Origin of the sequence: Streptomyces sp. NPDC048248 (genome assembly GCF_043201875.1) — a bacterium.
GTDB lineage: Bacteria > Actinomycetota > Actinomycetes > Streptomycetales > Streptomycetaceae > Streptomyces.
In genome coordinates, this window is the sequence record NZ_JBICZL010000012.1 from 44,985 (window position 1) to 62,235 (window position 17,251).

The 17,251-nt window shown below is 71.6% G+C and carries 15 protein-coding genes; 4 read left to right on the forward strand and 11 right to left on the reverse strand.

The window, feature by feature from the left end; translation table 11 throughout:
* Positions 1–78: 78 nt before the first annotated feature.
* Positions 79–2,256 (reverse strand): ATP-binding protein, encoded by a 2,178-nt coding sequence (locus ACGFZW_RS25840; protein ID WP_393895606.1) that lies wholly within the window; start codon positions 2,254–2,256, stop codon positions 79–81.
* 262 nt (positions 2,257–2,518) lie between these two features.
* On the opposite strand from ACGFZW_RS25840, the gene gabT reads away from it, so the two are divergent.
* Positions 2,519–3,868, forward strand: coding sequence for a 4-aminobutyrate--2-oxoglutarate transaminase (gene gabT / locus ACGFZW_RS25845; RefSeq protein WP_393895607.1), 1,350 nt, complete (start codon positions 2,519–2,521; stop codon positions 3,866–3,868).
* A gap of 539 nt (positions 3,869–4,407) precedes the next feature.
* Positions 4,408–5,058: a phosphatase PAP2 family protein gene (locus tag ACGFZW_RS25850; RefSeq protein ID WP_393895608.1), complete on the forward strand. Its 651-nt coding sequence runs from the start codon at positions 4,408–4,410 to the stop codon at positions 5,056–5,058.
* 8 nt (positions 5,059–5,066) lie between these two features.
* Here the strand turns inward: ACGFZW_RS25850 and ACGFZW_RS25855 are convergent, their stop codons facing one another.
* The 7 genes from ACGFZW_RS25855 to ACGFZW_RS25885 form a co-directional block, all read right to left on the reverse strand.
* On the reverse strand, positions 5,067–5,519 hold the full coding sequence (locus ACGFZW_RS25855; RefSeq protein ID WP_393895609.1) for a hypothetical protein: 453 nt from the start codon (positions 5,517–5,519) through the stop codon (positions 5,067–5,069).
* 133 nt (positions 5,520–5,652) lie between these two features.
* Positions 5,653–7,086, reverse strand: coding sequence for an NAD(P)/FAD-dependent oxidoreductase (locus ACGFZW_RS25860; protein WP_393895610.1), 1,434 nt, complete (start codon positions 7,084–7,086; stop codon positions 5,653–5,655).
* A 5-nt stretch (positions 7,087–7,091) separates the two neighbouring features.
* Positions 7,092–7,943 (reverse strand): ABC transporter permease, encoded by an 852-nt coding sequence (locus ACGFZW_RS25865; protein WP_393895611.1) that lies wholly within the window; start codon positions 7,941–7,943, stop codon positions 7,092–7,094.
* The gene (locus tag ACGFZW_RS25870; protein ID WP_393895612.1) at positions 7,943–8,875 is read right to left on the reverse strand and encodes an ABC transporter permease; all 933 of its coding nucleotides are present in this window, start codon (positions 8,873–8,875) and stop codon (positions 7,943–7,945) included. The genes ACGFZW_RS25865 and ACGFZW_RS25870 overlap by 1 nt, the downstream gene beginning before the upstream one ends.
* Positions 8,872–10,050 carry an ABC transporter ATP-binding protein gene (locus ACGFZW_RS25875; protein WP_393895613.1) on the reverse strand — a complete coding sequence of 393 codons (1,179 nt, stop codon included), beginning with the start codon at positions 10,048–10,050 and terminating at the stop codon, positions 8,872–8,874. The genes ACGFZW_RS25870 and ACGFZW_RS25875 overlap by 4 nt, the downstream gene beginning before the upstream one ends.
* A gap of 53 nt (positions 10,051–10,103) precedes the next feature.
* Positions 10,104–11,351: a PotD/PotF family extracellular solute-binding protein gene (locus ACGFZW_RS25880; protein ID WP_393895614.1), complete on the reverse strand. Its 1,248-nt coding sequence runs from the start codon at positions 11,349–11,351 to the stop codon at positions 10,104–10,106.
* Positions 11,352–11,570: 219 nt separating this feature from the next.
* Positions 11,571–13,091 carry a gamma-aminobutyraldehyde dehydrogenase gene (locus ACGFZW_RS25885; RefSeq protein ID WP_393895615.1) on the reverse strand — a complete coding sequence of 507 codons (1,521 nt, stop codon included), beginning with the start codon at positions 13,089–13,091 and terminating at the stop codon, positions 11,571–11,573.
* A 201-nt stretch (positions 13,092–13,292) separates the two neighbouring features.
* Between ACGFZW_RS25885 and ACGFZW_RS25890 the strand changes: the two genes are divergently transcribed.
* Positions 13,293–13,916, forward strand: a complete 624-nt coding sequence (locus tag ACGFZW_RS25890) for an NADAR family protein (RefSeq protein WP_393895616.1) — start codon at positions 13,293–13,295, stop codon at positions 13,914–13,916.
* 40 nt (positions 13,917–13,956) lie between these two features.
* On the opposite strand, the gene ACGFZW_RS25895 is transcribed toward ACGFZW_RS25890, so the two are convergent.
* The gene (locus tag ACGFZW_RS25895; RefSeq protein ID WP_393895617.1) at positions 13,957–14,334 is read right to left on the reverse strand and encodes a DUF4190 domain-containing protein; all 378 of its coding nucleotides are present in this window, start codon (positions 14,332–14,334) and stop codon (positions 13,957–13,959) included.
* Between the two features lie 366 nt (positions 14,335–14,700).
* Here ACGFZW_RS25895 and ACGFZW_RS25900 point away from each other — a divergent pair, with 366 nt between their 5' ends.
* Positions 14,701–15,807: an adenosine deaminase gene (locus ACGFZW_RS25900; RefSeq protein WP_393895832.1), complete on the forward strand. Its 1,107-nt coding sequence runs from the start codon at positions 14,701–14,703 to the stop codon at positions 15,805–15,807.
* A 119-nt stretch (positions 15,808–15,926) separates the two neighbouring features.
* Here ACGFZW_RS25900 and ACGFZW_RS25905 read toward each other — a convergent pair whose 3' ends face one another.
* Entirely contained in the window at positions 15,927–16,412 is a 486-nt protein-coding gene (locus ACGFZW_RS25905) for a hypothetical protein (protein WP_393895618.1), read from the reverse strand.
* Between the two features lie 229 nt (positions 16,413–16,641).
* The gene (locus ACGFZW_RS25910; protein WP_393895619.1) at positions 16,642–17,205 is read right to left on the reverse strand and encodes an HXXEE domain-containing protein; all 564 of its coding nucleotides are present in this window, start codon (positions 17,203–17,205) and stop codon (positions 16,642–16,644) included.
* Positions 17,206–17,251 lie beyond the last annotated feature (46 nt).

Below are 17,251 nucleotides of genomic sequence, written 5' to 3' on the forward strand. Positions count from 1 at the left end.
CCCGGGCGGTACGCCTCACCTGCCCCGTCGCCCACCGGGCGCCGGGCCGTCCGTGGAGCCCCGGCCTGCGGGTCTCCCTCAGATCCGCAGATCCACCAGCACCGGCGGTGCGTGCTCCCCCTGGACCGAGGTGACCGACAGCACCGCGTGCCCGGCCGGCACCGAGTTGGCGAGGTCGGACGCGGACCAGCGCTCGCGCTCGACGGTGCGGACGGTGACGGCCTTGGCGGTGGCCGCCTTGCCGGTGATGAGGTGGCGGAAGACATGGAACGCCTTCATCGCCGCACCCTCCGCGATGATTTGACGGTCCGTCACATCACGGGTCTCCACCCACTCCTTGCCCCAGACCTCGGCGAACCGCGCCCCGTCCCAGGTCGTCACGCCCGCGAACGCCATCCGGCAGCCGACCGCCCCGAGCAGGCCGCTGCGCAGCGCGTCGGGCACATCGTCCAGCGAGCGCAGCGTGAGCACCGCGCCGGCGTTCGCGGACCGCAGCCGCTGCAATCCGCGCAGCGCCTCCGCGGTGATCGTCTGCGCGGCCTCGTCGAGCACCAGGCACGCGAACAGCGAACGGTCGCTGCGCGCCACCGCACAGGCGGTGAACTGGGCCAGGACCAGCCGCGCGAGGATCCGTGAGGCCTCCGCGTGGCCGCGCTCGGGCAGCTCGATGCGGACCCGCAGCGGGTGATCCAGGGCGCGCAGCGAGACCTGCCGGGTGCCCCCCATGGGGTCGAAGAAGCCGGCGAAGACGGGCCGGTCGAGGAGGGCGATGCGGTCGGCGAGCAGGACGCCGACATCACCGGCCCGCTGCGCCTGGCGGGCGCGGGCGTCCAGTTCACGCAGCAGGGTGTGCTTGCCGGCGTCCTCCAGCGCGGCGCGCAGGGCGGCCACCGCCGACGGCGCGCCGTCCAGCAGCTCGCGCAGCTCCGGCACGGTGGGGAAGCGGTCGCGGGCCGCCCGGAAGGGGCCCAGCAGCTGGGCGAGGGCGGTCGCGGCGCGCCGGCTGTCGCCGCCCGGCAGCTGCTCACTGAGGTCGCCGACCAGCGCCTCGGCGAGGATCCCGGCCGCCTCGTCCGGGTCGGTGGTGCCGCCGTAGAGGTCCAGGTCGCACTCCGCGTCCGGACGGCCGATCTTGACCACGACGTCGAACGCCTCGTCCGGCCCGAGGTCGGAGCCGGCCGGCCCGACGGCGATGACGGCGCTGTGCCCGGCGAGCGCCTGCAGGCACATCGACTCCACCACCGGCCCGACCAGCCGGGTGGTCTTGCCGCTCCCGGAAGGGCCGACGGCGAGCAGCGAGGTGCCCAGGACGCCCGGCTCCAGGGCGCATCCGGCCCCACGGTGCTGGTACGGGTTGCGCGGGTGGTCGGCGGCGGTGCCGATCCTGACCTGGTGGGCGAGCAGATCGTGGTGGGCGGTCCTGCGGGGCAGGTCGCGCCGCCCCGAGGGGTGGGCACAGGCCGCGGCGCCGTGCCGCAGCACGGTGTCGGTGAAGGAGGCGAGGGAGTTCTTGCCGGACCGCACCGAACGCCAGGCGCGTTCGATCCGAGCCGCGTCCACGTCGTTCATCCGGCCGGCGCGAGCCTCCGCGGCCAGCTTCTCGGCTGCGTCCGGGGCACCCTGGGCGCGCAGCTCGGGCCATTGCGCGCGGTCCGCCGCGGGCGCGGGGGCCGCGGCCGGCGCCGGGCGGCGAAGGCGCCGGAGCACGGGAGCCAGGAAGCGGCGGGCGAGTTCGGGCCAGCGCCCCAGGCGGCCGAAGACGACGGCCAGCAGAACGAGGAACAGGCCGTAGTAGAAGTAGGTCGCCCAGACGTAGACCATCTTGTCGCCGCCGGCCTCGCGCCAGGAGTCCGGGGTGAGGAGCAGCAGCGGCCACAGCCAGTAGCTGCCCAGATAGCCGTTCCACAGCAGCGACCACAGCAGCCAGCCGCACAGGAAGGAGATCACCGCTCCGCTGACCAGCTGACGCAGCGGCACCCGGTCGGGTTCCTCGGCGGGCCGGGGCTCGTGGCCGTACGTCCAGATGCCTGGCGCGGCGGCCGGTCGCGGGGTGCGCAGCCAGCCGAGCACCGGCGGCTCCGCCGCGGCTGCCTTGGCGGCCTGTGCCGGCATGACGGGGGGTGCGGCGGGCGGTGGCGGGGTGGTCGGCGCGGCGGGCGGGGCCGCGGGGCGCGGCACGGTGGGGTCGGTTCGGTGCGTCCCGCCCGGTGGCGGGGCGGCGGTGTGCGGTGCGTCCTGCGTGCCCTCGGTGTCCATCCGGTGCCCTTGTCCCCCTTGAGCCGTGGCCTGTTGCGTGGTGGTGCCGGCTGCGCGTTGCCATTGTCATGCCCGCGCTGGCGTGCCCGTCGCTGCCGGCCGCGCCGCCGTTCAATCTACTGGCCGTACCCCGTCGCTATGTCCGGCGCGGACAACGCAACACGCGCACTTCTCCCGAACGGAACATGCCAGACCCGGCCGCCCGCCCCTAGCCTGCGAGAACAACCTTCTGCACGTCCTCGTTCCATCCCAGGAGACTGCCATGACCGAACTGTCCGGAGGCCCTTCCCTCCCCCAGGAGCGTCGCGTCGTCACCGCGATCCCCGGCCCGAAGTCCCAGGAGCTGTGGGCGCGTAAGCAGGCCACGGTCGCCGCGGGTGTCGGGGCCGTGCTGCCGATCTTCGCCAAGCGGGCCGGCGGCGGTGTCCTGGAGGACGTGGACGGCAACTCCCTGATCGACTTCGGCTCCGGCATCGCGGTGACGTCGGTGGGCAACAGCGCCGAGGCCGTGGTGCGGCGCGCCACCGCGCAGCTCAACGACTTCACCCACACCTGTGCGATGGTCACGCCCTACGAGCCGTACGTCGAGGTCTGTGAGCAGCTCGCCGAGCTGACCCCGGGCGAGCACGCCAAGAAGTCCGCGCTGTTCAACTCCGGCGCGGAGGCCGTGGAGAACGCCGTCAAGGTGGCCCGCGCCTACACCAAGCGCCAGGCGGTCGTCGTCTTCGACCACGGCTACCACGGCCGCACGAACCTGACGATGGCGCTCACGTCGAAGAACATGCCGTACAAGAACGGCTTCGGCCCGTTCGCGCCGGAGGTCTACCGCGTACCGGTCGCCTACCCCTACCGCTGGCTGACGGGCCCGGAGAACTGCGCGCAGGAGGCCGCCGACCAGGCCATCTCGCAGATCACCAAGCAGATCGGCGCGGACAACGTCGCGGCCATCATCATCGAGCCGGTGCTCGGTGAGGGCGGCTTCATCGAGCCGGCCAAGGGCTTCCTGCCCGCCATCGCGAACTTCGCGAAGGAGAACGGCATCGTCTTCGTCGCGGACGAGATCCAGTCCGGCTTCTGCCGCACCGGCCAGTGGTTCGCCTGCGAGGACGAGAACATCGTCCCGGACCTGATCACCACCGCCAAGGGCATCGCCGGCGGTCTGCCGCTGGCCGCCGTCACCGGCCGCGCCGAGATCATGGACGCCGCGCACGCGGGCGGCCTGGGCGGCACCTACGGCGGTAACCCGGTGGCCTGCGCCGCGGCGCTGGGCTCGATCGAGACCATGCGCGAGCAGGACCTCAACGCCAAGGCCCGCCGGATCGGCGAGGTCATGAAGCCGCGCCTGGAGGCGATGGCGGAGAAGTTCGACATCGTCGGCGAGGTCCGCGGCCGTGGCGCGATGATCGCGATCGAGCTGGTCCGGTCCGGTTCCAAGGAGCCGAACCCGGAGGCCACCGCCGCGCTCGCCAAGGCCTGCCACCAGGAGGGCCTGCTCGTGCTGACCACCGGCACGTACGGCAACGTGCTGCGCTTCCTGCCCCCGCTGGTCATCGGTGAGGACCTGCTCAACGAGGGCCTGGACATCATCGAGGCGGCGTTCGCCACGCTCTGAGCGGCGATCCGCAGACATCCCGGGTGCGGCCCGGGGCACGGCGCGCAGCCGTGTCCCGGGCCGCGGCCTTTTCCGGCGGACCCCGCGACCGCGCGGCCGACCGGATCGCGAAAGCCCTTACGGAGCGGGCGAGTTCGGGACGCGCGTAGCTTGTGGCACGGAGTGAAGAAGATGTGGGGGGCCCATGGTGGCCGGGTGATCCCGCTGTCGGGTGAGCCCCCGGTGCCGTACGGTTTTCCCAGATGAGAGAAACACCCCGCCCGCAGGGGACTGCGGGCGACGCCCGGTCGGCGCTTCCCCGGCTTCGACCAGGCTGTGCCCTCGCGCACACCACCGGAACCCCTGGAAACACGGGCTCCGGGAATCCTCACCGATCGGATGTCCGCCCGCCCCATACCCCCCGGGGCGCGCGGAACACCGGTCAGCGCGGCCGCCTCGGAACCACCCCCCCTGTTCCGAGGCGGCCGACTTCTCTTTCCGGCCGCGGCCCGCTCGGGCCCGCCGCCCTGGCCGGTCTCCTCAGCGCACTGCTCTTCGCCGTGATCACCTGGCAGGTGGCCGGCCACGGTCCGCTGCGCGCCCTCGACGAGCGGATCGGCCGTGGCGTCGCCGCGAGCCGCGTCCCCGCCCCGCTCGCGGAGTTCCTCGCCGATCTCGGCAATACCACTGTCGCGCTGCCCGTGTTGCTCGTGGTCGTCGTGGGGACGCTGTGGGCTTCCCGGCGGCGTCAGGTGGAGCGGGAGGACGCACCCGGCGGGACCGCGTCAGGCCGCGGCGGGCCGGTGGAGCGCTGGTGGCTGCCGCCGCTCGGCGCGCTGGTCGTACTGGCCGCGGTGCCCGCGCTGGTCGTCCCCTTCAAGCTGTGGCTCGCGCGGCCGGGCCCGTCGCAGATGGCGGGCGGCGCGCACGACGGCTTCTACCCGTCGGGCCATGGCGCCACGGCCGCGGTCGCGTACGGCGTGGCCGCGCTGCTGTTGACGCGCTGCCACCGGCAGGCCGGCCGTGGGGCCGGTGCCGGGTGGGCGCTCGGAGCGGGTGTCGTGCTGCTCAACGCCGGCGTCGGCACCGGCCTGGTGCGTCAGGGCTACCACTGGCCGCTGGACGTGCTGGGCAGCTGGTGTCTGGCCGGGGTGCTGCTGGCGGCATGGTGCGTGGTGTGCGGCCGGTGGTCGGGCGGGCGGCCCGGGTAGCCCGGCGCTCAGCCCCCTCCGGCCAGGGGGGCCGCCGCCTCGTGCATCGCCAGTTCCAGTACGCCGGGATCGGTGAGCGTGCCCGTACCGTCCGGCGGGACCAGCCAGCGCACGCCGCCGGTGACCCGGCCCGGGTAGGGCACCACTATCCAGGTGCCGTGCCCGGCGGCCCGGACGCCGGTGCCCAGCCAGCGGTTGGCCGTACCGGGAGGCACGAAGAATCCCATCCGTGCCTCCCCGAAGTCGGCCAGGACCGGGCCGGGCCGGCGGACCACGCGGGTGAGGACGTCCAGCGTCGGGTAGCCGAGCATGCGGTCGACGATCAGGACGTCCCACAGCAGGCCGGCGGGCAGGAGCGCGACCCCGAGCGGGTTGCGCTCCCATTCCCAGCGGCAGGCGTCCGGGTCCGGTGCCGCCGACACCAGCCAGTCCACTGCGTTCTTGGCTCCCGCGGCGCTCATCTCGCTCCTCGCTCTCCCGGCCCGGTCGGGCCGCGGTTCCCCAGGGAGAGAGCGCGCAGGCGGCATCCTTACACGGGTTGGCGAGGGTTTTTTCGCGGGAGGCGAGGGCGGGCGGCAGGGCCGCCCGCTCCGCTCAGCTGTCGAAGCCCAGGCCCGCCTTGTCCATGGCCTTCAGCCACAGGTTGCGGCGCCCACCGTGCCTGTCGGCGCGGGTCATCGACCACTGCGTGATGCCGATCCCCGCCCAGCGCAGCGGCTCCGGCGGGAACGGAAGCGGCTTGCTGCGCACCATCTTCAGCGCGGTGCGTTCGGTGCGCTCACCGCTGAGCAGGTCGAGCATCACCTCGGCGCCGAAGCGCGTCGCGCCGACTCCGAGGCCGGTGTAGCCCGTGGCGTAGGCGACCCGCCCGGCGTGCGCGGTGCCGAAGAACGCCGAGAAGCGTGCGCAGGTGTCGATGGCGCCGCCCCAGGTGTGGCTGAACCGCAGGCCCTCCAGCTGCGGGAAGCAGCGGAAGAAGTGCCGGGCGAGCTTCTCGTAGGTGGCGGGGTGGTGGTCGTACTCGGAGCGGATCCCGCCGCCGTAGCGGTAGACGATGTCGTAGCCGCCCCACAGGATGCGGTGGTCGGCGGTGATGCGGAAGTAGTGGAAGTGGTTGTTGCTGTCGGACAGGCCCTGGCGGTTCTTCCAGCCGATGGCGGCGAGCTGTTCGTCGGAGAGCGGCTCGGTCATCAGGGCGTGGTCGTAGACCGGGACGACGTACGGGCGCACTCGCTTGACGAGCGAGGGGAAGGCGTTGGTGCCGAGCGCGACATGGCGGGCGAAGACCCGGCCGTAGGGGGTGCGGACGGCCATCCCCATGCCTTCGGAGGCGAGGGCGGTGGCGCGGGTGCGCTCGTAGATGCGGACGCCGAGGTCGAGGCAGGCCCGCTTCAGGCCCCAGGCGAGGCGTGCCGGGTGGAGCATGGCGACGCCGTCGCGGTCCCAGAGCCCGGCCCTGAAGGTCGGTGAGTCGACCTCTGCGCGCAGTTCGTCCTGGTCGAGGAAGCGGTGCCGGTCCAGGCCCAGCCGGGCGGCGTCCTCGGCGGCCTCCTCCAGCTCGGCGACCTGGTGGGGCTCGGTGGCGATGTCGATCTCGCCGGTGCGCTCGAAGTCGCAGTCGATGGCGTAGCGGGTGACCGCGTCCTCGATGGCGTCGAGGTTGCGGATGCCCAGCTCTTCGAGCCGGGCGAGCTCGTTCGGCCAGCGGGCCAGTCCGTTGCCGAGGCCGTGGGTGAGGGAGGCGGCGCAGAAGCCGCCGTTGCGCCCGGAGGCGGCCCAGCCGATCTCGGCGCCCTCGACGAGGACGACGTCGCGCTGCGGGTCGCGTTCCTTGGCCAGGAGCGCGGTCCACAGTCCGGAGTACCCGCCCCCGACGACCAGCAGATCGCAGGTCTCGTCGCCGACGAGGGCGGGCAGGGCGTCCGGGCGTGCCGGGTCGTCCAGCCAGAAGGGGGTGGGGGTGGCGTCCGCGAGCGCCTGGACGGCGCTCGACGGGTGCGCCTTGGACGTCATGGCATCTCGTGCCATGTTTCTCAGCTCCTCTTGCTCCTCTTGCGACGGCTCCCGGCCAGTTGGCCGACGAGTACGCACACCACGGCGACCAGGAACATCGCCGTCCCGATGACGTTGATCTGCACGGGGGTACCCCGCTGCGCCGAGCCCCAGACGAACATGGGGAAGGTCACGGTGGAGCCCGCGTTGAAGTTGGTGATGATGAAGTCGTCGAAGGACAGCGCGAAGGAGAGCAGTGCGCCGGCCGCGATGCCGGGTGCGGCGATCGGCAGCGTCACCCGCAGGAAGGTCTGCAGGGGTGAGGCGTAGAGGTCCTGGGCGGCCTGTTCCAGTCGCGGGTCCATGCTCATCACGCGTGCCTTGACGGCGGTGACGACGAAGCTCAGGCAGAACATGATGTGCGCGATGAGGATCGTCCAGAAGCCGAACTGGATGCCCATGTTGAGGAAGAGGGTCGCCAGGGAGGCGGCCATGACGACCTCGGGCATCGCCATCGGCAGGAAGATCAGGGTGTTGACGGAGGACCGGGCGCGGAAGCGGTAGCGGGCCAGCGCGAACGCGATCATGGTGCCGAGGGCGGTCGCGCCGATGGTCGCCCAGAGGGCGATCTGCAGGCTCAGGCCCAGCGATCCGCACAGGTCCGCGACGCCGCACGGATCGGTCCAGCCGTCCGTGGAGAAGCGCTGCCACTGGTAGTTGAAGCGCCCGTTGGGCTTGTTGAAGGAGAACAGCATCACGACGACGTTGGGCAGGATGAGGTAGCCCAGCGTGCACAGGCCCGCTATCGCGATGATGTTGCGGCGCAGCCAGCGCAGCCCCCGGTTCCGGGCGCGCTGGGGCGTGGGGCGTGCTGTGGTCTCGCGTACGGCCATCAGACCAGATCCTCCGTCCCGGACTTGCGGATGTAGATCGTGACCATGGCGAGGATGGCCGCCATGAGGATGAAGGAGAGGGCTGCCGCGGTCGGGTAGTCCAGGACCCGCAGGAACTGCGACTGGATGACGTTGCCGATCATCTTCTGGTCGGTGGACCCCAGCAGTTCGGCGTTGATGTAGTCACCGGCGGCGGGGATGAAGGTGAGCAGGGTGCCGGCGACGACGCCCGGCATGGACAGCGGGAAGGTCACCCGGCGGAAGGTGGTGGCCGGGCGGGCGTAGAGGTCGCCCGCCGCCTCGTGCAGCCGGGGGTCTATGCGCTCCAGGGAGGTGTAGAGCGGCAGGACCATGAAAGGCAGGAAGTTGTACGTCAGACCGCAGACCACCGCGAGCGGCGTGGCCAGCACCCGCTCGCCTTCGGTGAGGCCCAGCCAGCTGGTGACGTCCAGGACGTGCAGCGAGTTGAGCAGGCCGACGACCGGTCCGCCGTCCGCGAGGATCGTCTTCCAGGCGAGGGTGCGGATGAGGAAGCTGGTGAAGAACGGGGCGATGACCAGGATCATCACGACGTTGCGCCAGCGGCCCGCCTTGAAGGCGATGAGGTAGGCCAGGGGGTAGCCCAGGAGCAGACAGAGCGCGGTGGCGGTGGCAGCGAACAGCACCGACCGCAGGAACTGCGGCCAGTACTCGCCCAGCGCGTCCCAGTAGGTGGCGAGGTGCCAGGTGACCTTGAAGCCCTCTTCGAGGGAGCCGGTCTGGAGGGACGTCGACGCCTGGTAGACGAGCGGGGCGGCGAAGAAGACGACCAGCCACAGGATGCCGGGGAGCAGCAGCCAGTAGGGGACGAGTCGCTTGCGGGTGGGGGGCTTGCGTATCGGCAGCGGCGTCTCGGGGTCGGTCTGCGGGGCGGGCGCCTCGACGGTGCTCACGCGGCCTCCCCGTCGAGCTCCGCGCCGGGGGCCGCCGTGGTCCCGGCGAGCACCGACTGGGCCGCGTCGAGTCCGAAGGTGTGCGCGGGGCTCCAGTGCAGGACGACGTCGGCGCCGGGCACGAGTCGGCCGTCGCGCTCGATGTTCTGCTCGTAGACGGCGAGTTCGCCGACGCCGGGGGCGTCGATGACGTACTGGGTGGAGACGCCGATGAAGCTGGCGTCCTTGATGCGGCCGGGCAGCCGGTTGCGGCTGTCGGACAGGGTTCCGGCGTCGTCGGCGTGCGCCAGGGTCACCTTCTCCGGCCGTACGCCCGCCAGTACCTTCTCGCCGGTTCGGGCCGTGGTGCTGCACCGGGAGGCGGGCAGCCGCAGGGTGGCGTCACCGGCCTTGAGGAGCAGCTGTTCGCCGCCGGCTTCGACGACCTCGGCCTCGATGAGGTTGGAGGTGCCGAGGAAGTTGGCGACGAAGGTGGAGGCGGGGTTCTCGTAGAGGTCGGCGGGGGCGCCGAGCTGTTCGACCCGGCCGCCGTTCATCACGGCCACGGTGTCGGCCATCGTCATGGCCTCCTCCTGGTCGTGGGTGACGTGCACGAAGGTGATGCCGACCTCGGTCTGGATGCGCTTGAGTTCCAGCTGCATCTGCCGGCGCAGCTTGAGGTCGAGGGCGCCCAGCGGCTCGTCGAGCAGCAGCACCTGGGGGTGGTTGATCAGCGCGCGGGCGACGGCGACGCGCTGCTGCTGGCCGCCGGAGAGCTGCTGCGGCTTGCGGTGCGCCATCGGGCCGAGCTGGACGAGGTCGAGCATCTCCTCGACCTGCTTCTTGACGGACTTGATGCCGCGGCGGCGCAGCCCGAAGGCGACGTTCTCGTAGATGTCGAGGTGGGGGAAGAGCGCGTAGTTCTGGAAGACGGTGTTGACCTGGCGCTTGTAGGGCGGCAGTGCGGTGACGTCCTCGCCGGAGAGTTCGACGGTCCCGGTGGTGGGGTCCTCCAGTCCGGCGATCATGCGCAGGGTGGTGGTCTTGCCGCAGCCGGAGGCGCCCAGGAGAGCGAAGAAGGAGCCCGCGGGGATGGTCAGGTCGAGGGGCCGGACGGCGGTGAAGGTGCCGTAGGTCTTGCTGATACCGGTGAGGCGGACGTCGCCGCCGCTGCTGCTGTGGGCGTTGTTGGTCATGTCGGTCGTCCCGTGGGTCGGAGGTCGGAACAGCTCATGCGGGCCTGGCAGGGTCAGGCACCGGTGAGGTCGGAGAACTTCTGCGCGAACTCCTTGCTCTCCTTGGCGCTCAGGGCGCGGAAGGAGTGGGACCTTGCGGCCATCTCCTCGTCCGGCAGGATCAGCGGGTTGTCCGCGGCCGCCTTGTCGATCTTGGCAAGCTCCTTGCGTACGCCGTCGACGGGGCAGACGTAGTTGATGTACGCCGCGACGCGCGCCGCCACCTTCGGCTCGTAGAAGTAGTCGATGAGCCGCTCGGCGTTCTGCTTGTGGCGTGCCTTGTTCGGCACCATGAAGTTGTCGGTGGACGTCATGTAGCCGGCCTCGGGGACGGCGAAGGCGATGTCGGGGTTGTCGTTCTGCAGCTGGACGACGTCGCCGGCCCACGCCACGCAGGCGGCGAGGTCGCCCTTGTCGAGGTCGGTGGTGTAGTCGTTGCCGGTGAAGCGGCGGATCTGCTTGGAGTCGACGCCCTTCTGGATCCGGGCGATGGCGGCGTCGAAGTCGTCCGCGGTGCACTTCTCCGGCTGCTTGCCCATGTCCAGGAGTGTCAGGCCGACGCTGTCGCGCATCTCGGAGAGGAAGCCGACCCGGCCCTTGAGCTCGGGGTCCTCCAGCAGCTGGCTGATGGAGTCGACCTTCCGGCCGCCGGTCGCCTTCTTGTTGTACGCGATGATCGCCGGGATGCCCTGCCAGGGGTAGGAGTGGGCGCGGCCCGGGTCCCAGGCGACGTCGCGGAACTCCGGTACGAGGTTGGTGTAGGCGTGCGGGAGGTTGGCCGGGTCCAGGGACTGGATCCAGCCGAGGGAGATCATCCGCGCGCACATCCAGTCGGTGAGCACGATCAGATCGCGGCCGGTGTCCTGTCCCGCCGCCAGCTGCGCCTGGATCTTGCCGAAGAATTCGTCGTTGTCGTTGATGTCCTCGGTGTACTTGACGGCGAGCCCGGTGCGCTTGGTGAAGTCCTCCAGTGTCGGCCGGTGCTTGCCGTCGTCGCTGACGTCCATGTACTCGGTCCAGTTGGAGAAGTTGATGCGCTTCTCCTTCGAGGAGTGGTCCTCGGAATTGCCTGCGTCGGTACGGCCGGCCGGCGGGATGCCGCAGCCGGCGAGGGCGCCCAGGCCGCCGATCGCGACCGCCGCGGCACCGGAGGCACGCAGCAGTGAGCGCCTGGTCATGGCGAGCCGGCCATGGGTCAGGCTGTGACGCATCGCGGATATCTCTGCCAGGGACAGGGGTTCGGGCTGCTCGTGATGCTCCATGCGCGGTGCCCTTTCAGGGAGTGAGCCCGGCGCTCGGCCGGAGGTGACGATGCCGCGCGGCACTGGCCGCTGAGGGGGGCGATGCACGCCGCTGTGGTGGAACTGCCGTGTCGTGGACGCTCCCGGGGTGGGCGTCCGCGGACCGTGGACCCCGTTCCGGGCGGGCACCCTGCTCGGTGGGCGCCCGCCCGCGGCAGGTCCGCTGCCGGTGGGCCTCCCTTACGGGCGGTCCCCGAAGACCGTGCGGTGCCAGTCCTTCCTCGCGACCGCCGTGTTGTCGTACATCACGTGCTTGACCTGGGTGTACTCCTCGAAGGAGTACGCCGACATGTCCTTGCCGAAGCCGGACGCCTTGGCGCCGCCGTGCGGCATCTCGCTGAGGATCGGGATGTGGTCGTTGACCCACACGCAGCCCGCCTTGATCTCGCGGGTGGCGCGGCCGGTGCGGTAGACGTCCCGGCTCCAGGCGGAGGCGGCCAGTCCATAGGGGGTGTCGTTGGCGAGGGCGATGCCCTCGTCGTCGGTGTCGAAGGGCAGCACGACCAGCACAGGACCGAAGATCTCGGACTGCACGATCTCGCTGTTCTGGGCGGCGCCCGCGATCAGCGTGGGCCGGTAGTACGCGCCCTCGGCCAGCGTCCCCTGGGGGGCCTCGCCGCCCGTGACGACGGTGGCGTAGCCCCGCGCGCGGTCGACGAACCCGGCGACCCGGTCGCGCTGTGCGTGCGAGATCAGCGGACCGAGGTCGGTGGACGGGTCGAAGGGGTCGCCCAGCCGTACGGTCGCCATCAGGTCGGCGACACCGCTGACGAAGGCGTCGTAGAGCGGGCGCTGGACGTAGGCGCGGGTGGCGGCGGTGCAGTCCTGGCCGGTGTTGATCAGCGAGCCGGCCACCGCTCCGTGCACGGCGGCCTCCAGGTCCGCGTCGTCGAAGACGACGAACGGGGCCTTCCCGCCGAGTTCGAGGTGCAGCCGCTTGACGGTGCCGGTGGCGATCTCGGCGACCCGCTTGCCGACGCCGGTCGAGCCGGTGAAGGAGGTCATCGCGACGCCGGGGTGGCCCACGAGGTGCTCGCCCGCGTCCCGGCCCGCCCCGGAGACGATGTTGATCACACCGTCGGGGAGACCGGCGCGCTGTGCGGCCTGCGCGAAGAGCAGCGAGGTCAGCGGGGTGATCTCGGCGGGCTTGAGGACGATGGTGTTGCCCGCGGCGATGGCCGGCAGCACCTTCCACGCGGCCATCTGCAGCGGATAGTTCCAGGGTGCGATGGAGCCGACGACGCCGATGGGCTCGCGGCGGATGTGGGAGGTGTGATCGGGGCTGTATTCACCGGTCGCCTTGCCCTCCAGGTGACGGGCGGCGCCGGCGAAGAAGGCGGCGTTGTCGACCGAGCCGGGCACATCGAACTCGTTGCTGAGCTTGATCGGCTTTCCGCAGTTCAGCGACTCCGCGTAGGCGAGGTCGTCGGCGTCGTCGGCGAGCGCGGCGGCGAAGCGGTGCATCGCGTCGGAGCGCTCACCGGGCGTCGCGCCGCCCCATTCGGTGAACGCCCGCTCGGCGGACTCGACGGCGGCGTCCACATCCGCGGTACCGGCGAGTTCGTAGGAGTACACCTCCCGGCCGGTCGCGGGGTCCACGACGCTCTGGCGACGGCCGGAGGTGCCGCCGCGGAGGCCGCCCGCGATGAATTGGGCGCCCTCGGCAAATCGCTCGGTGACATCGAATCGCTGGTGGTCCATGGTGCTCTCCTCCGCCGGGCGCCGGGGCCGCTCAGCGGCACAGCCAGGCGTAGCTATTTCCGGAATCGATGGCTGATCTTGACAGAGTAGGAGGTGCGCAACAAGGGATTCCGTTGTTGCCTTTTGGTTACGCGACGGATTCTGTGCTTTCTGCGTCAAAGCCCCCGACACGTTGTCGGTGCCTGCTGACAAAATCCCGGCATGCTGCACGACACCACGGGGACTTTCACAAAGGGCACCGCTCGGCGCGCCACCGACGAGCCGCGGACGGTCGAGGAACTGATCAAAGCGACGGCGAGCCGCAAACGCATCAAATATCTCCACTTCTGGGGTCATGGTCCACAGCGGGACGGCTCGCTGGGCGCGGCCTGTCTCAGTCAGTGGTGGCCCGCGCCCTTCACCGTCGACGGCGTCGTCCACTCCACCGCCGAACACTGGATGATGGCCGGCAAGGCCCGGCTGTTCGGGGACGCGGAAGCGGAGCGGCGTGCGCTGGCCGCGCGGCACCCCAAGCAGGCCAAGGACGCGGGGCGTACGGTCCGCGGCTTCGACGAGGAGGTCTGGCGGCAGCACCGCTTCGAGCTGGTGGTCGAGGGCAGTGTGCACAAATTCGGCCAGGACGCCGCCCTGCGGGAATTCCTGCTGGGCACGAATTCCCGGGTGCTGGTGGAGGCGAGCCCGGTGGACCGCATCTGGGGCATTGGCCTGGCCGCCGACGACGAGCGTGCGCAGGACCCGGCGCGGTGGCAGGGGCTGAATCTGCTGGGCTTCGCGCTGATGGAGGCCCGCGAGCGGCTGGCCGAGAAGCCCGTCCGCACCGTATAGCCGTCCGGCGCCCCTGATCGGGGTCGAGGGCGCCTGCGGGCTAGACGGACGCCTTCGCAGCCGGCGGGGCGAGCGGGGCGGCTTCGTAGGTGTCCGAGTAGCCGCCGTCCTGACCGCCGTTGCCGTCACGCTCGTCCTGCGGACGGCTTGCGCCGATCAGGGCGAGGGCGATCACGACGGCGCTGATCAGCAGGGCCACCCCGCCCAGGATCAGCCCGGCGAGCGCCATCCCGCCGTTGGTCGCCTCACCACGGGTCGCCCTGGCCCGGCCCAGGGCCCCGAAGACGATCGCCAGGACGCCGAGGACGATGCCGAAGATGACGCTGATCCCGAGGAGCGCTCCGACGATCCCGACCACGAGCGCGGCGGTGCCGAACCCGTTACCGGGCCGGGCGGGCTGCCAGGTCGAGTAGCCCATCACCGGGGGGCAGGCGACGTAACCGCCGGGGACCGGGTGACCGCTGCCGTACGCCGGCGTCCCGTACGCGGGCCCACCATGAGCAGGTGCACCGTACGCGGGCGCACCATAAGCGGGCGCACCGTACGCGAAAGCCCCCTGTGTCGGCTCTCCGTAGCCACTCGAAGACGGCGGGGAAGACGGGGACACAGGGGCCGTCGGGGCCAGCTGCACCTGAGGGGCCTGAGGGGCCGCCCAACCCACGGACGGATCGGCCGCGTTGGCGAGCGGGCCGCGGGCCGCCGGCGGCGCCCACGGGTCCCCCGGCTCGGGCTGCCTGCTGTCGGCCATCGCACTCCCCTTTGGTTGTCCGGCTCATGCTAAGACCTGCCCCGGGCTCGTACCCCCGGCCCCGCATACGATGACACCCCGTTCCGCACCGTCGCGCGCACCCTTGACCAGGAGGATCCGTTGTCCGATCTCGATGCATTCATCGCGGGCCTGCCCAAGGCGGAGCTGCATGTCCACCACGTCGGCTCGGCGTCACCGCGGATCGTCTCCGAACTCGCCGCCCGGCACCCGGACTCGGCCGTCCCCACCGACCCCGAAGCGCTCGCCGACTACTTCACCTTCCGCGACTTCGCGCACTTCATCGAGGTCTATCTCTCCGTCGTCGACCTGATCCGCGACGCCGAGGACGTCCGGCTGCTGACCTACGAGGTCGCCCGGGACATGGCGCGGCAGAACATCCGCTACGCCGAGCTGACCATGACGCCCTTCAGCTCGACCCGGCGCGGCATCCCCGACGCCGCCTTCGTCGAGGCCATCGAGGACGCCAGGAAGTCCGCCGAGTCCGAACTGGGTGTGGTGCTGCGCTGGTGCTTCGACATCCCCGGTGAGGCGGGTCTCGAGGCCGCCGATGAGACCGCCAGGATCGCCTGCGACCTGCAGCCCGAGGGCCTGGTCTCGTTCGGTCTCGGCGGGCCGGAGATCGGTGTGCCCCGCCCGCAGTTCGCACCGTACTTCGACCGGGCGGTCGCGTCGGGCCTGCACTCCGTGCCGCATGCCGGGGAGACCACCGGCCCCGGCACCATCTGGGATGCGCTCACCTCCCTCCGCGCCGAACGCATCGGCCACGGCACCAGCGCCACCCAGGACCCCGAGCTGCTGGCCCACCTCGCCGAGCACCGCATCCCCCTGGAGGTCTGCCCCACCTCCAACATCGCGACCCGGGCCGTGCGGACGCTGGAGGAGCACCCGGTCAAGGAGATGGTCGAAGCGGGCGTCCTGGTCACGATCAACAGCGACGACCCGCCGATGTTCGGTACCGACCTCAACACCGAATACGGCGTCGCCGCACGTCTGTTGGGCCTGGACACCGACGGACTGGCCGCCCTCGCCAAGAACGCCGTCACGGCGTCCTTCATGGACGGGCCCGCCAAGGCGAAGCTGGCCGCCGAGATCGACGCGTACGCGAAGTCCTGGACCGTGTGAAACCCGTGGCCGGGGGGCGAGAGCCCGCCGGCCGCGGACGCGCGCGCTGTCGGCGAGCGCCGGGAGCGCGAGGAGCAGCGCCTGCGGTCCTCCGCCCGCTGCGCGTCGCGTCGCGTCGCCTACTCCACCCGCCAGGGCGCTCCGAGCCCGTCGGGAAACCCGGCGGTGAACTGCCGGACCGCCCATCGCGCGGCCGCCGCGTCCACCAGCTCCTCCGGCGGGAAGTACGCCCCCTGGCCGCCGCAGACCAGCCAGATCGCCTGGTCCTCGGGGTGCAGTTGCCGGGGGTCCTCCTCCAGGCGCCGGGCGGCGCCCCTGCCGAGGTGCGCCCGGCCCCACCCGCGGTCCGTGCCGGTCCGCTCCTCCGCCGCCCGGCACAGCTGAAGCAGTGTGCCGTCGTCGCACTCACCGGTGACCAGGAAGTCCGTCGGGCCGCCGCTGACCGTCAGGCATCCCCCGCCCTCTTCCCAGCGGTCGAGCGAGAGTTCCGTGCAGACCTCGCCGTCCAGCTCCGCCAGCGCCGCCTCCAGAGCGGCCCGATCCGGCTGCCGGAGCATCCGCGACCGGCAGACTCCCGCCTCCCAGCGGCTGACCGCGGCCTTCATCCCGTCCACCGCGGTGCGTGGTGGCGCGCACCGCCGGAAGCGGTGATTCGGCTGTCGTGGGCGGTATGGGCGGCGGTCCGGCCGGGCGCGGTACGGATCGGGGGGCGGCTCATGGGGGGAGCATACGGTCGCCACGCCCTGACCTGCTCCCTTCCAGCCATCCGGCCGGTTCGTCAGCGCCCGGCACCCGCTCATATGACATGAGTTGACGACCGTGCCGGCTCTCCGCTCAGGCCGCTCCCGCCGGCCTCGTCACCCTCCGGGCGACCGCGTGCGAGACCACCGTCGCCGCCCCGGCGACCGCGAGCCCGCCCAGCGCACGCCGCGCGGTCACCGGGGTGCGGATCCCGGCCCGCCGCAGCCGTCCGCGTGCCCACAGGGCGAAAGGGATCACGATGACCGGGGAGGTGGCGGACCCGGGGGTGTAGCCGCGGGCGGCTGCCGCCTGCGCGAGGTGCACGAGGCCGTGCAGCCCGAAGCCGTCCAGAGCGCCCTGGAAGAACGCGGACCGGCCGCCGGTGCGGAGGCCCTCGGCCGAAGCGACCGCGACGACGGTCCCCATCACGCCCACCGCGACGGCGAACTCCCGCTCGTCGACACTCTCCATGGCCTGCCAGACCCGCTCAGGCACCTGCGGGAAACGGACCTTGAGCGTGGGGAGGTTCTCCCGGATCCACCGTGGCCCGAAGGCCACCTCCTCGGCGTCGTGCAGCGCCCAGGCGGCGAACAGCCCGAGGGTCACCAGAGGCGATATCTCATGCGAAGGCTTCGACAGCGACAGCGATCTCGACATGAAAAGCGATTCTGGCACGTCCACTTGACGCCCCCTCAGGGACGCC

Coding starts and splice junctions, on each gene's coding strand:
- gabT (WP_393895607.1), top strand. CDS start 2,519: ATGACCGAACTGTCCGGAGGCCCTTCCCTCCCCCAGGAGCGTCGCGTC.
- ACGFZW_RS25885 (WP_393895615.1), bottom strand. CDS start 13,091: ATGGACCACCAGCGATTCGATGTCACCGAGCGATTTGCCGAGGGCGCC.
- ACGFZW_RS25875 (WP_393895613.1), bottom strand. CDS start 10,050: ATGACCAACAACGCCCACAGCAGCAGCGGCGGCGACGTCCGCCTCACC.
- ACGFZW_RS25840 (WP_393895606.1), bottom strand. CDS start 2,256: ATGGACACCGAGGGCACGCAGGACGCACCGCACACCGCCGCCCCGCCA.
- ACGFZW_RS25855 (WP_393895609.1), bottom strand. CDS start 5,519: ATGAGCGCCGCGGGAGCCAAGAACGCAGTGGACTGGCTGGTGTCGGCG.
- ACGFZW_RS25880 (WP_393895614.1), bottom strand. CDS start 11,351: ATGGAGCATCACGAGCAGCCCGAACCCCTGTCCCTGGCAGAGATATCC.
- ACGFZW_RS25860 (WP_393895610.1), bottom strand. CDS start 7,086: ATGGCACGAGATGCCATGACGTCCAAGGCGCACCCGTCGAGCGCCGTC.
- ACGFZW_RS25895 (WP_393895617.1), bottom strand. CDS start 14,334: ATGGGCTACTCGACCTGGCAGCCCGCCCGGCCCGGTAACGGGTTCGGC.
- ACGFZW_RS25890 (WP_393895616.1), top strand. CDS start 13,293: ATGCTGCACGACACCACGGGGACTTTCACAAAGGGCACCGCTCGGCGC.
- ACGFZW_RS25905 (WP_393895618.1), bottom strand. CDS start 16,412: ATGAAGGCCGCGGTCAGCCGCTGGGAGGCGGGAGTCTGCCGGTCGCGG.
- ACGFZW_RS25865 (WP_393895611.1), bottom strand. CDS start 7,943: ATGGCCGTACGCGAGACCACAGCACGCCCCACGCCCCAGCGCGCCCGG.
- ACGFZW_RS25910 (WP_393895619.1), bottom strand. CDS start 17,205: ATGTCGAGATCGCTGTCGCTGTCGAAGCCTTCGCATGAGATATCGCCT.